Source organism: Roseisolibacter sp. H3M3-2 (assembly GCF_029211165.1).
In the GTDB taxonomy this organism is placed as follows: domain Bacteria; phylum Gemmatimonadota; class Gemmatimonadetes; order Gemmatimonadales; family Gemmatimonadaceae; genus Roseisolibacter.
In genome coordinates this window covers 1-13,213 of sequence record NZ_JARGEK010000108.1, presented here as the reverse complement: position 1 = coordinate 13,213, position 13,213 = coordinate 1, and the positions used below count along the sequence as shown (strand labels likewise).

Annotated in this window: 10 protein-coding genes and 1 pseudogene; 1 reads left to right on the top strand and 10 read right to left on the bottom strand. The window is 74.1% G+C overall.

Annotation, left to right across the window (positions count from 1 at the left end):
* Window positions 1-2,051: methyl-accepting chemotaxis protein (locus tag PYV61_RS11060; protein ID WP_275831366.1), on the bottom strand; the 2,051-nt coding region annotated here is incomplete at its 3' end.
* A gap of 237 nt (window positions 2,052-2,288) precedes the next feature.
* Between PYV61_RS11060 and PYV61_RS11055 the strand changes: the two genes are divergently transcribed.
* On the top strand, window positions 2,289-3,005 hold the full coding sequence (locus PYV61_RS11055) for a hypothetical protein (RefSeq protein ID WP_275831363.1): 717 nt from the start codon (window positions 2,289-2,291) through the stop codon (window positions 3,003-3,005).
* A gap of 104 nt (window positions 3,006-3,109) precedes the next feature.
* Here PYV61_RS11055 and PYV61_RS11050 read toward each other — a convergent pair whose 3' ends face one another.
* The 9 genes and pseudogenes from PYV61_RS11050 to PYV61_RS11010 form a co-directional block, all read right to left on the bottom strand.
* On the bottom strand, window positions 3,110-3,943 hold the full coding sequence (locus tag PYV61_RS11050; RefSeq protein WP_275831361.1) for a gamma-glutamyl-gamma-aminobutyrate hydrolase family protein: 834 nt from the start codon (window positions 3,941-3,943) through the stop codon (window positions 3,110-3,112).
* A gap of 409 nt (window positions 3,944-4,352) precedes the next feature.
* Window positions 4,353-5,453, bottom strand: a pseudogene (locus tag PYV61_RS11045) (carboxylate-amine ligase); the annotation flags it as partial.
* A 68-nt stretch (window positions 5,454-5,521) separates the two neighbouring features.
* Window positions 5,522-6,913: a hypothetical protein gene (locus PYV61_RS11040; RefSeq protein ID WP_275831356.1), complete on the bottom strand. Its 1,392-nt coding sequence runs from the start codon at window positions 6,911-6,913 to the stop codon at window positions 5,522-5,524.
* A complete protein-coding gene (locus tag PYV61_RS11035) occupies window positions 6,910-8,076 on the bottom strand; it encodes a hypothetical protein (protein ID WP_275831354.1) in 1,167 nt (388 codons plus the stop codon). The genes PYV61_RS11040 and PYV61_RS11035 overlap by 4 nt, the downstream gene beginning before the upstream one ends.
* 1 nt (window position 8,077) lies before the next feature.
* Entirely contained in the window at window positions 8,078-8,800 is a 723-nt protein-coding gene (locus tag PYV61_RS11030) for an alpha/beta hydrolase-fold protein (RefSeq protein ID WP_275831352.1), read from the bottom strand.
* A 136-nt stretch (window positions 8,801-8,936) separates the two neighbouring features.
* A complete protein-coding gene (locus PYV61_RS11025) occupies window positions 8,937-9,698 on the bottom strand; it encodes an alpha/beta hydrolase-fold protein (RefSeq protein ID WP_275831349.1) in 762 nt (253 codons plus the stop codon).
* 65 nt (window positions 9,699-9,763) lie between these two features.
* Complete coding sequence (locus PYV61_RS11020) at window positions 9,764-10,993, bottom strand: ATP-grasp domain-containing protein (protein ID WP_275831347.1); 1,230 nt, start codon at window positions 10,991-10,993, stop codon at window positions 9,764-9,766.
* 133 nt (window positions 10,994-11,126) lie between these two features.
* Complete coding sequence (locus tag PYV61_RS11015) at window positions 11,127-12,353, bottom strand: ATP-grasp domain-containing protein (RefSeq protein WP_275831345.1); 1,227 nt, start codon at window positions 12,351-12,353, stop codon at window positions 11,127-11,129.
* A gap of 130 nt (window positions 12,354-12,483) precedes the next feature.
* Window positions 12,484-13,213 (bottom strand): hypothetical protein (locus PYV61_RS11010; RefSeq protein ID WP_275831342.1); only part of this gene is annotated, 730 nt, incomplete at its 5' end.

Here is a 13,213-nt window from a genome sequence, read left to right as displayed (position 1 = left end):
GCCGGACGGGCCGCCGGGGTCGGGCGCGGCGCCGCGGCCGGCTGGGCCGCCTGCGGCCGCTCCGCCGGACGCTCCTCGCGCGCCGGGACGCGCTCGGCCCGCTCGGCCAGCGCCTCGGTCAGCCGGAAGGTGCCGACCAGCTCGCGCATCGCCTCCGACTGGCTCGACAGCTCCGTCGCCGCGCTCGCCGACTGCTCGGCGCTCGCCGCCACCTGCTGCGTCACCGCGTTCATCGACTCCAGCCCGCCGTTGATCTGCCCGACGCCCTGGTCCTGCTGCTCGCTGGCGGCCGCGATCTCGGCCATCACCTCGGTCACGCGGTCGACGTCGGCGTTGATGCGCTGCAGGTGCGCGAGCACCTCGGCGTTCAGCGACACGCCCGCGTCGGCGTTGCGCACGCTCTCCTCGATCATCGCGCCGGTGCTGCGCGCCGCCTCGGCGCTGCGCAGCGCGAGGGCGCGCACCTCCTCGGCGACCACCGCGAAGCCGCGCCCGGCGTCGCCGGCGCGCGCCGCCTCGACCGCCGCGTTCAGCGCCAGCAGGTTCGTCTGGAACGCGATCTCGTCGATCGTCTTCACGATCTTGGCCGTCGCGTCGCTCGACTGCTTGATGCGCGACACCGCGTCGCTGAGCTTCGCCATGCTCGACACGCCGGCGGCGGCGCCGCTGCGCGCGTTCTCCGCCATGCCGCGCGCCTGCTGCGCGTTCGCCGCGTTCTGCTTGGCCGTCGACGCCAGCTCGTGCAGGCTCGCCGAGACCTCCTGCAGCGACCCGGCCTGCTGCGACGACCCGTGCGCCAGCGACGCGCTCCCGGCGGCGATCTCGCCGCTCGCGCCGGCCACCTGCTCGGCCGACCGCGCGACCTGCGCCAGCGCCTGGTCGAGCGTCTCGACCGTGGCGTTCAGGCGCGCCTTCAGCGCCTCGAACTCGCCGGCGTAGCTCCCCTCCATCCGGGCGCGCATGTCGCGGTCGGCCACGCGCTCCAGCACCGCGTTCACCTCGGCCGTCGGCGCCGCGACGGCCGCCAGCGTGCCGTTCATCCCGTCGACCAGCTCGCGGTACGCGCCCTCGAACTTCTCCGCCTCGCCGCGCGCCGAGAGGTCGCCGCGCTTGGCGGCGGCCACCACCACGCCGCCCTCGGCGATCAGCGCCTGCAGCGTCGCCTGCACCTGCGCGAACGACTGCGTCAGGCGGTCGGCCTCGCTGCGCGGCGTGATCGGCACGCTCACGTCGCCGGCGGCCACGCGGCGCGCCGCGTCGGCCAGCGCCACCTGCGCCCCCACGATCTCGCGGAACGACGCGGCCAGCACCCCGACCTCGTCCTTCGTGTCGATCTGCACCTCGACGTCGGTGTCGCCGAGCGCCAGGCGGCGCATCTTGGCCGCGATCTCACGCATCGGCCGCGAGATGTCGCGCGCCATGCCGATCGCCACGCCGATCCCGAACAGCACGCAGAACGCGACCGCGCCGAGCACCGAGCGCTGCGTCACCTGGAAGGTGTGCGCGCCGACGGCGACCTGCGCCTTCGCCCCCTCCTCCGACGCGTCGACGATGCGCCCGAGCGCGGCGGTCGCGCCGTCGAACTGCATCTGCGAGTCGCCGGCCAGCAGCTCCAGCGCGGTCGAGTCGTCGTTCGCCTTGGCGGCGGCGACCACCTTGCCGCTCGTCTCGCGGTACGACGCCCACCCGGTCTTGAACTCCGCGAACGCCGCCGAGTCGTCCTTCGTCGTCAGCGTCGGCCCGAGCTTCTTGAGCTCCGCGTCGATCGTCTCCTGGTGCACGTCCATCTCGGCCGTGTAGCCGTCGATGTCGACCGCGGAGTTCGACGCGACGGTCAGCGCCTCCGCCCCGCGGAAGGCCGCCGCGGCGCGGCTCACCTGCAGCGAGTAGCGCACGCTCGGCAGCCAGTGCTTGCCGAGGTCGACGGCGACGTCGTTCACCTGCGACGTGCCGCGCAGCGCGAGCGCGCCGAGCGCGCCGGTGAGCGCCACGAGCACGGTGAAGGAGGCGGCGAGCTTCCTCGCCAGCGGGAGGTTGCGGAACCAGCGCATGGGCGGACGGGCGGGGGCGAAGGCGGGGACCACGGGGACCACGGGGACGGGCGTGCTGCGGCCCGAGCCCCAGTATCGACGGACGCACGCCGGTTCTTGACGGGGAATTCACACCGCCGTCGCGCGCGGACACACGCGTCCACGCCTCAGTGTCGGCCGGTTCGCGGGCGAACTGCAGCATGACGTGCGCATCATTTTCCGACGCGCCGGGCACCGCTCGTGCACCGGCGCGCCCCCATGCCCCGCGCCGCCGCCGCGAAACCGCTCCCCCCGCGCCCGACCCGCCCGTTCGACGTGGACGTGGCGCTGGCGCGCATCGCGGAGGCGGTCGCCCCCTACCCGCCGGCGGCGATGTTCGCGCTGCGCGACGGCGGCGACGGGCACCCGGCGTACGGCACGCTCTTCCAGCAGCTGGTGGCGTGCATCCTGTCGATCCGGACGCTCGACGAGGTCAGCCTCCCGGTCGCCCGAGCCCTCTTCGCCCGCGCGAGCACGCCCGCCGCGGTGGCCGCGCTGCCCCCGGCCGAGCTGGACGCGCTGATCCGCGCGTCGACCTTCCACGAGGCGAAGACCAAGCAGATCCTCGCCCTCGCCGCGCGCACCGCGACCGAGTTCGGCGGCACCCTCCCGCCCGACGCCGCGGTCCTCACCAGCTTCGCCGGCGTGGGCCCCAAGTGCGCCCACCTCGCCCTCGGCGTCGGCGCCGGCGTCCCGGTGATCTCCGTGGACATCCACGTCCACCGCGTCACCAACCGGTGGGGCTACGTGCAGGCCCCCACCCCCGAGCGCACCCTCGCCGCGCTGGAGCAGCGGCTCCCGCCGCGCCACCACATCGACATCAACCGGCTCCTGGTGCCGTTCGGGAAGCACGTGTGCACGGGGGTCAGACCGAAGTGCAGTACGTGTCCGGTCAACGACATGTGCGCGCGGGTCGGGGTTACCGAGCACCGGTAACGGCGGGAGTCGTCACTACGGGAGTCACGAAAGCGGGAGTCGTAACGGCGCAGTGCGCTCTTACGACTCCCGCTTTCGTGACTCCCGCAGTAGCCACTCCCGCCTTATGCGGCGCGTCGCTCTCCGTACTCGATGGAAGCGGCGACGAACGCCTCGAAGATCGGCCGCGTCGTCGGGTCTTCCGCGTCGAACACCTCCGGGTGCCACTGGACGCCGACCACGAACGCGTCGCCCGTCCCCTCGACGGCCTCGACGACCCCGTCGGGGGCGACGGCGCTGATGAGGAGGCCGTCGCCGAGCGTCTTCACGGACTGGTGGTGCATCGAGTTGACCTGCACCGAGGGCGCGTCGAGCAGCGCCTCGAGGCGCGAGCCGGCGGCGAGGGCGACCGGGTGGGCGAGGTGGTCGCGGGCGAAGCCGCGCGTCGGGTAGCAGTCGTGGATCAGCGTCGTCCCGAGCTGGGCCGGGATGTCCTGCCAGAGCGAGCCGCCGCTGGCGACGTTGATGACCTGGGCGCCGCGGCAGAGGCCGAGCACCGGCATCCCGTCGGCGATCGCCCAGCGGACCAGCTGGATCTCGACCGTGTCGCGCGCCGGGTCGAGGCGGCCGACCTCGGGGCGGGTGGCCTCGCCGTAGGTCGCCGGCTGCATGTCGACGCCCCCGGGGATCAGGAGCCCGTCGAGCCGCTCGTAGACCGCGCGCACCGTCGCCAGGTCGTCGTCGAACAGGGGGAGCATCACCGGCGCGCCGCCGACGGCCGTGACCGCGCGGAAGTAGCGCTGGTTCATCACCCAGCTGTCGGGCAGCCCGGCCGGGATCCCCTCGATCGCGTGCAGCGTCTGCGTCGTCACCCCGATGACGGGGCGGCGCAGGAGGGGGGCCCGGCCCTCTCCCGCCGCGGTGTCGTAGGCGGCGGGGCGGGTGGGGGCGGACGTCATCAGGAGCGACACGGCGAGAACGACTGGGGGACGGCGGGCGTCGGGCCCGACGGGGAGTCCGACGTGCAGAGGCAGGGATTGCGCCGGCGGCGAGCGTCGAGGCCGCCGACCCGGGAATCTACCCCGGTCGGGTGACCCGGGTCGCCCCTCAGCTCGGCGGGCGGAGGTCCGGGTCCGGCCGCGGGTCCGGCCGCGGGGCCGGCGCCACCGGCGGACCCGGCGGGTGCGACCGGCCGTTCCCGTCGGCGGTGGGCGCGGCGGCCGCCGCCGCGGCCAGCGTCGCCGCCTCGACCGCCAGCGGGACCGGGCGGCCGTGGGCGACGCGCGCCCCGTCGATCCCGGTGCCCACCGCCGCGCCCGCCTGCTCCGTCTGGGCGGGACGATCGGCGGGCTGCTCCGTCACCCCGGTCACCCCCTCGGCGGTCTCGGCGATGAGCTGGTCGACCACCGCCTCCAGGCTCCCCGTCCGCTCGTAGGTCCGCAGCTGCCGGTCGGCGCTCGACCCCTCCTCGAGGATCCGGTAGACGTACTCGACCTCCTTCCGCGTCCCCAGCTCGTCGACCACGTCGCCGAGGAACCACTCCACCAGCTCGCGGATGAGCGCCGGCGCCGGCTGCTCGGTGCGGCGGCCGAAGTCGATCAGCCGCCCGGAGAGCCCGAAGCGCATCGCGCGCCACTTGTTCTCCTCGATCAGCCGCGAGGAGTAGTCGCGCCAGGACAGGTTGTCGCGGCGCAGCTTCCAGAGCTTGTACGCCAGCGCCTGGACGATCGCCGCCAGGCACACCGCCTCGTCGACGCGCGTGCAGGCGTCGCAGATGCGGAACTCGATGGTGGGGTACTTGTAGTGCGGCCGGACGTCCCACCAGATCTTGGAGCCGTTCGGGATGCTCCCCGTCTCGACCAGCGTCTCGATGTACTGCTCGAACTCCCCCCAGCTCTCCATCTTCGTGGGGATCCCGGTGCGCGGGAAGCCGCGGAACACCGAGGAGCGGTACGACTTGAGCCCCGTGTTGCGCCCGATCCAGAACGGGGAGCTGGTCGAGAGGCAGAGCAGGTGGGGGAGGAAGTAGCGCGAGGCGTTGACCAGGTCGATGGCCAGCTCGCGGTCCTCCACCCCCACGTGGATGTGCATCCCGAAGATCAGCAGCCGGTGGGCGAGGTCGCCCATGTCCTGCTTGACGCCGACGTAGCGCTCCAGCGGCGTGATCTCCTGGTCCCACCAGTGGGAGAACGGGTGGCTCCCCGCCGAGGCGATGGTGAGGCCGTCCTTGGCCAGCAGGTCGATCATGGCCTTCCGCAGGCGCACGAGCTCCGTCCGGACGTCGGCCGGGGTGCGGCAGACGGGGGTCCCGACCTCCACCATCGACTGGTGCAGCTCGGGCTTGAGCTCGAGCGCCGCGAAGGCCTCGTCCTCCAGCATGCGCCCGATGTGGCTCCGCAGCGCGCGCGTCTGCGGGTCCACGATCTGGTACTCCTCTTCGACTCCGAGCGTGAACGTCGGCTGCTGCATGCGGGGGGCTCCTCGAAACTGCTGTTCCCGGGGGCAGGCGCCGTGCCGGGGCGGCGGGCCGGGCGCGCTCAGCGCGGCTCGACGACGAACGACGGGACCTGCGACCCGCCGCCGGCGGTCACGTTCAGCAGCGCGGCGGTCGACAGCCGCGTCAGCATCCCGTCCACCGCGGCGCCGTGCGTCACGAACGGCGCGGTGTCGATCATCCGGTCGAGGAGCTGGACCCCGCCGTCGTGCCACCCGGGGTACGGCTCGGTCGGGATCGCCACCCGCTCCTGCACAACGTACGGCGCCTCCAGGGCACGCGCCACGGCGGCCTCCCACGCCCCCTGCTCGACCGTCCACCCGAGCACGATCCCGGCGCCGCCGTAGTCGTCGTTGGGCTTGAGCACGAACCGGTCGCGGTGCTGCAGCACGTACGGCACGAGGTCCACCCGCCCCCCGGCCGTCACCGTCTGCCGCTCCTCGACCACGCGCGTCCACGGCACGCACGCCTGCACCACCGCCCGCGTGTCGGCGTCGAACAGGTGCGCGTTGCGCTCGTCGGTCAGCACGGCGAGGCTCGCCTTCTTGTGCAGCACCTTGCTGGCCGGCGGGTTCACCAGGCACACCGCCCGCTCCTTCCACGCCCGCAGCACCGGCGTGTCGACCCCCAGGCGCTCCACCAGCTCGTGCAGCAGCACGCGCTTGTAGACCAGGTCGATCGGCCCGCCGTCGAGCGTCAGCCGCCCGCCCGCGTACTCGCAGCGCGCCGGGTCGCCGATCACGCAGTCCAGCCCCAGCGTCGCGAAGTGCTCCTGGAACAGGGTGAACTCGCGCCGCGTCGGCACGTCGTCCCAGTCGAGGATGGCGATCCGCGGCGCGGCGCCGTTCCCCGAGAACTGCCGCCACGCGTCGAGCAGCGCCGCGGTCACGCCGTGCCGGGTCGGCATCGGGAGCACGCGCCACCCGCGCGCGAACGCGCGCATCGCCGGCAGCTCGAGGAACGCCTCGGTGAGCGCGTCGTTGAACCCCGCGCCCGCCGGCGTCTCGGCGTTGTACTCGGTGAGCGCCATCGTCCCGCCGTCGCCGTGCGGGTCGACCACGAACGCGTCGACGCGCGACGTGGGGCTCGGCTCCGCGAACCCGGCGTCGTGCGCCAGCAGCGACGCCTCCCAGTCGTTCAGGCGGAACTGCGCCCGCACCGCCGGGTCGGCGAGCGCCGCCTCGTGCGCCGCGCGGAACGCCCGCATGACCCCCTCGGTGCGCCGCGCCAGCCCGCGCAGCTGCGCCGCCGACAGGAAGCGCGGGCGCAGCACGGTGCACAGCGCGCGGTCGCCGAACACCAGCCCGCGCCGCGTCAGCTGGTCCTCGAGCGCGGCGTGCGTGTCGGCCGCCAGCCGCTCCCCCGCCGAGCCGTCGAGCAGCGCGTGCCAGGCGTCGATCGGGGCCTGCGGGGTGGCGTCCTCGCGACGGCTCACGGCCGCGCCCCGCCGGCCGCGCCGCCGAAGAGCGCGCCCCACGCCGGGTCGAGCCCCGCCCGGCCGCCGTCGCGCCCCGCCGTCGCCAGCCGCACCGCCATGTCGGCCATCGTCTCGACCGCCCACTCGAAGTACAGCGGCGTGAGCGAGTTGACGTCCATGTCGGGCGCCGGGTTCATGAAGTCGATCGCGTACGGCACGCCGTCGCGGATCGCGAACTCCATCGAGTTCATGTCGTAGCCGAGCGCCCCGCACAGCTTGCGCGCGTCGCCGACGATGCGGGCGCCCAGCTCGGGGGTGAGGTGCGCGTGGTCGACGACGTACTTGCGGTGCTTCGGGTCGTACTTCATCGGCAGCACCTCGCGGCGCCCGATCACCAGACAGCGCACGAAGTGGTCGAACTCGATGAACTCCTGCACGATCATCGTGAGGAGCCCCGAGTGGTTGTAGTGGTGGATCAGCTCCTGCAGCGAGTGGCAGACGTAGACCTCCTTCCACCCGCCGCCGTGCGCGTCCTTGAGGACGCACGGCATCCCGACGTAGTCGGCGACCCCCTGCCAGTCGAGCGGGTACTCGAGGTTGCGCAGGCTCTCGCTCGGCACGATCCCCTCGACGTACTCGCGGTTGGGGAGCACCACGGTGCGCGGGCTGGCGACGCCCAGCCGGTCGGCGAGCGACGCGCCGAAGAACTTGTCGTCGGCCGTCCACATGAACGGGTTGTTGACGACCGTCGTCCCGGTGAGCGCGGCGTGCTTCAGGTAGCTGCGGTAGACCGGCACCTCGTGCGAGATGCGGTCGATGCACAGGTCGTACGGGCTCGGCTCGTCGAAGCGCGGGGCGCCGATCTTGGCCAGCTCCGCCTGCACGTTGGCGTCGCGCCGCTCGACGGCCTGCACGAACGCCGGCGGGAACGACCACTCGCGGCCGACGAACAGCCCGACGCGGGCCGCGCGCACGTTGCGGTGGACCGCCGGGGCCGCGGGCGCCTCGGACGCCTCGGGCGCCACGCCGGCGGCGGCGCCGAGCGGGTCGCCGCGCAGCGGCGTCGCGTCGGCGGCGTCGTGCGCGACGTCGGCGTTGGGGAGCGCCACCGTCGGCTCGGCGGCCGGGGTGGCGGCCTTCTTCGCGGACGCCTTCTTCGCGGGCTTCTTCTTGTCGGCCATGTCAGTCGTGCCCCTTGATGTAGAGTCGCAGCATCCGCTCCCACCACGGCCAGTCGTGGGCGAACCCCTGCCACACGCGCAGCGCGTTGCCGATCCCCTTCTGCCAGAGCAGCCCCGAGAACTGGTGGTTCTGCTCGATGTGGTAGTCGGTCTCGCCGACGGCGAGGATGATGTCCTGCCGCCGCAGCTGCGCCAGCCGGTGCGGGTCGTGCTCGTTCGGGACGAACTCGAACGGGTTGACCTGGTACACGGTGTGGTCGCTGTACCCGTTCGTCTGCCCCCGGATGTCGTACATCCCGCTCATCCCGATCACGCGCTTCACGATCCCCGGGTTGCGGAGCGCGAACGTCATCGCGTCGTAGGCGCCGAAGCTCGCCCCCGCCGTGATGAAGAAGTCGTTCGGGTTGCGGTGGTAGGTCAGCGGCACCACCTCGTCGCGCAGGTAGGCGTCGTACTGCAGCTGGCGCCAGGCGCGCGCGCCGGGGTGCACGTGCTTCGAGTACCACCCGCCGTCGGTGTGCACCTGGTCCACGCAGATCATCTGCAGCCACCCGTTCTCCAGGTGGTCGCCGAGGACGTGGTGCATCTTCCGGTCGGGCCACTCCCAGCAGGTGCCGTAGGAGGTCGGGAAGACGATGAGCTTCGCGCCGGCGTGGCCGAAGATCACCGTCTCCATCTCGCGGCCGAGCGCGGGGCTGTGCCAGCGGTGGCGTTCGAAGTGCATGGGGTCGTGGACAGGATCGGAGGAGGAGCGTCGAACGAGGAGCGTCGAGCGTCGAGCGTCGAGCGAGGCGCCGCGGCGTGGCGCCCCCCGCGCTACGAGGAGTCCCCCTCGACGCTCGCCGCTCGACGCTCGCCGCTCATGCGCCGAGCAGGAATGGGATGGCCTTCTTGATCCGCCGCCCCCACGCCGCCTCGTTGTGGGCCGCGCCGGCGGCGACCATCACGCGCAGCGTGTCGCCCTCCACGTAGCCCTTGCGCAGCAGCAGCTCGCGCAGGAGCCGCACGTTCTGGACGGTGCGCGCCCCCTCGCCGGTGCCGACGTCGAGCCAGACGCGCCCCGGCGGCGGCTCGGCGGCCTCGACCCACGGGAGGATCGCGCGCTTCCCGAACCAGAGCGCGGGGCTCATCACCCCGCACGCCCCGAACGCGTGCGGCTCGCGGAAGAAGGCGTAGAGCGACACCAGCCCGCCCATCGACGACCCGAGGACCCCGGTCGCCGCCGGCTCGGGGCGGGTGCGGAACTGCGCGTCGATCATCGGCTTGAGGGTGTGCAGCAGGAAGTCCACGTACAGGTCGGCGCTGCCGCCGCCGCCGACGCCCTCGTCGAAGAACGGAGCGTACTCGTCGAGCCGCGACCCGCCGGTGTTCGCCACCCCCACCACGATCGCCTCGTAGCCGAGGCGGGCCGCGGTCTGCATCGCCAGGTCGACGCGCCACGCCCCCGAGAACGACAGCTCGGGGTCGAACAGGTTCTGCCCGTCGTGCATGTACAGCACCGGGTACCGCCGGTCGCCGGCCGCGCCGTACGACGGCGGCAGGTACACGTACACGTCGCGCCGGTTGTGGAGCTGCGGGCTGCGCACGTCGCGCAGCACCGCCAGGCTCCCCGGGCGGAGCACGGCGCGGCGCCGGAGCGGCGCCCGCCGCGCCCGCCCCCCCGGCGCCCCCGGCGTGCCGCCTGGCGTCACCCGGCGTACAGCTGCAGGTCCGTCCCGATCGCGTCGGCCATCGCCCACAGCGTGTCCTTGTCGGGGTGCCGCACCGTGACGTAGCCGTCGCTGATGAGCGTCAGCACCCAGTCGCGCCGCGGCGCCCCCACCGGGAGCAGGTCGACGTTGACGATCGCGTCGCCGAACCGGCGCCTGAGCTCCTCCAGCCCGGCGACGTGGCGGATCCGCCCCTGCCCCTGCGCGCGCTTGAACACGTTCGCCACGTAGTACTTCCGCTCGACCGGCTGCGAGAACGTCCCCGCCACCTCGGCCTCGCCGTAGCCGGTGAACAGGTCGAGGTCGCCGTTGAAGTTCATCAGGTCGACCGTGCGCGCCCCCGGCGGCCGCGCCCCGATCTCGCCGAACACCACCTCGCCGTCGCTCTTGCGGTACCACTCCATGTGCGTGAAGCCGGTGCCGAAGTTCAGCGCCTTCAGCACGTCGTGCCCGAGCCGCACCCCGTCCCGCACCCACGGCGTGTCGATGTCGCGCAGCGACAGCGTCTGCGGCGAGATCCACTCGTTGGTGCGCGCGATGAGCGGGCGGGGGCGGTAGTAGCCGACGTGCTCGTACTGGATCGCGCCGTCGACGCAGATCGTGTCGTACGTGAACTCCTCGGCCTCGATGAACTCCTCGACGTTGACCTCGGGGACGTGCCCCATGCGCGACAGCGCCTGCTCCAGCTCGCGCGCGTCGTCGACGCGGAAGGTGTCCATCGAGCCGGCGCCGTCGATCGGCTTGACGATGGCCGGGTAGCCGACCGCCTCGACGGCCTCGCGCACCTGCTGCGCGGTGGAGGCGCGCCGGTGGTGCGGCACGCGCAGCCCGGCGGCGGCGACGGCCTGCTTCATCAGGTCCTTGTCGCGGAAGAGCTGCGACTGCTCGACGCCCATGCCGGGGACGCCGAGCGCCTCGCGGATGCGCGCGGCGAGGATGACCCCCGGCTCCCACAGGCAGATCACGCGGTCGAACGCCGACGGCCCGCCCGGCGCCCCCACCCACCGCCGCACCGCCTCGACCGTCCCCGCCTCGTCGCGCAGCGACGCCTGCAGGTAGCCGTGCAGGTGCCGCCGCGTCATCTCGGGGAGCTCGTGCGCGGCGACGTCGCTCAGCCCGTACACCTGCGCCCCGGCGCGCGACAGGCCGCGCACGAAGAGGGGCATTTCGTCGGGGTAGCCTGGGGCCAGGAACAGGACGGTAGTCATTTAGGGCTCGGGGACGGCGGGAGTCGTGACGGCGGGAGTCTTCACGGCGGGAGTCGCGACGGCGCACTGCGTGGTCACGACTCCCGCTCTCGCGACTCCCGCCGTGACGACTCCCGCTCTCGTGGTTCGGGTTCTAGGCGAGCTCGACTCGAACGGTTTCGACGATCTCCTTCAACGCCGCCCGCACCGCCGCCGTCTCCGGGTGCCGCACCAGCACCCAGCCGTCCCCCTCGTACGTCGGGCGCGGGGCGGCGCCGACGGTGGGGAGCTGCCAGTCGGTGGCGAGGCGCTTGGTGGCGTCGGAGAGGCGGTCGAGCCCGTGCACGCCGCGGACCCGCCCGGCGCGGTCGCCCTGGCCGCGCAGGTAGGCGATCCCGGCGGCGTACTTCCGCTCCGGGGGGGTGAACGTGCCGAACACCATCAGCTCCGCCCACGTGCGCACGAAGTCGGTGTCGGTGGCGCGCGAGACGAGCGTCGTGATCTGCGCCCCCGGCGGGCGTGCGCCCACCTCGCCGATCGCCACCGTCCCGTCGCGCCGCCGGAACCACTCCATGTGCGAGAGCCCGGTCGTCATCCCGAGCGCCCGGAGCGCGTCGGCGCCCACGGCGCGGATGTCGTCGTAGGCGGGGTCGTCGACCTCGCGCGGCAGCACGACGCACCACTGGATCCACGGCTGGCGCAGCACCTCGAGCGGGTTGGGCTCGTAGTGCGTGAGCGAGTGCCAGAGCGCGCGCCCGCCCACCGAGATCGTCTCCAGCGAGTGCTCGTCGCCGACCACGAACTCCTCCAGCAGCACCGGGCGGTCGCGCGCCGGCGGCGCGGCGTGCAGCGCGGCGTCGAGCTCGCGCGCGTCGTTGGCGCGGAAGGTCGCCACCGAGCCGGCCCCCTCGGGCGGCTTGACCACCAGCGGGTAGCCGACCGCGTCGGCGAACGCGTGCGCCTCGGCGAACGAGCCGGCGAGCCCGTGGCGCGCGCACGGCAGCCCGGCGGCGCGCAGCACGCGCTTCATGCGCGCCTTGTCGCGGAAGTTGCGCGCGGCCTCGCTCGAGATCCCCGGGAGCCCGAGGCGCTCGCGCTCCTCCGCCAGCGGCACCTGCAGCTGCTCGTAGGCGCCGAACAGCGCGTCGGGGCGCCCGAGCTGCCGCGTCAGCCCCTCGACGCCCCAGCGCAGCTGCTCCGGGTTGCACACGTCGTCGACCCGCCAGTGCGCGTGCATCGCCTGCCGCGTCGCCTCGCCGGCCTGCTCGGCGGGCTCCTGCGTGACGACGCCGAGGCGGACGCCGGGGAGCGACCCGATCGCCTGCACCATGCGGGACGCGGACTCCGACAGCAGGGGTGCGGCGAACAGGACCGTGGGCACGAGCGCGTGGGGTGGGGGGCGCGGCCAATGTACCACTGCCGGGTGCGCGGCGGCGACCGACCGGGATCGCTGCGCGGCTGCGCGGCTGCGGCACTGCGCGAGAGTCGTTCCGGCGCAGCCGCGCAGCGGCTCAGTCCGCCTCGCCCAGCCACGCCGGCGTCGAGAAGCCGAGGCGCCACGCCAGCGCCCCCAGCTGCTCGCGTCCCTCGAGCCCGACCACGCCGCGCACGCGGGCCAGCATCGTCTGCGCGTCGGCCGGCACGCCGCGCCCCAGCGACTCGACGAGGTCAGCCAGCCCGTGCACCCGCGCCTGCGCCGCCGGCGACCGGTCGAGCGCCAGCCGCTGCACCGCGCGCACCAGCGCCGACTCGACCAGCTCGGCGAGCGACGCCTCCCCCGCCGCCAGCAGCGCCCGCTCGTCGGCGTCGAGCAGCCGGTGCACCACCGCGCGGCGGAGCGCCAGCTCGACCGCGCGCCGCGCCCGCTCGGGGACGTCGGCCAGCTTCACCGCGACCGCGAGCCCGTGCGGGATCCCGCGCACCTCCAGCGCGTGCCCCCCCTCGGGGCGCACGAGGATCGTGATCGCGCGCGGGTCGACGTCGGCCATGCGGAAGGGCGCGCCGGCCGCGGGCTCGTCGCCGCGCGCCGCCGCCGGCGACCCGGCGGGGCCGGGCACGTCCACGCGCACCGCGAAGCGCGCCGGCGCCCCCAGCCGGCGGTCGGCGGCGACGAGGCGCGTCTCGCCGTCGGGGTGCTCCTCCTCGATCAGCACGCGCCAGGCGTCGGGGACCGCGGCCTCGCCGGCCACGCCGACCGCGCGCACCGCCGCCCACCCGGCGGCGACGCGCACCGGCGCCGGC

Excerpts from the sequence above, each read along its gene's own strand:
- PYV61_RS11055 (WP_275831363.1), top strand. The coding sequence starts at position 2,289 with ATGCCCCGCGCCGCCGCCGCGAAACCGCTCCCCCCGCGCCCGACCCGC.
- PYV61_RS11050 (WP_275831361.1), bottom strand. The coding sequence starts at position 3,943 with ATGACGTCCGCCCCCACCCGCCCCGCCGCCTACGACACCGCGGCGGGA.
- PYV61_RS11035 (WP_275831354.1), bottom strand. The coding sequence starts at position 8,076 with ATGGCCGACAAGAAGAAGCCCGCGAAGAAGGCGTCCGCGAAGAAGGCC.
- PYV61_RS11030 (WP_275831352.1), bottom strand. The coding sequence starts at position 8,800 with ATGCACTTCGAACGCCACCGCTGGCACAGCCCCGCGCTCGGCCGCGAG.
- PYV61_RS11020 (WP_275831347.1), bottom strand. The coding sequence starts at position 10,993 with ATGACTACCGTCCTGTTCCTGGCCCCAGGCTACCCCGACGAAATGCCC.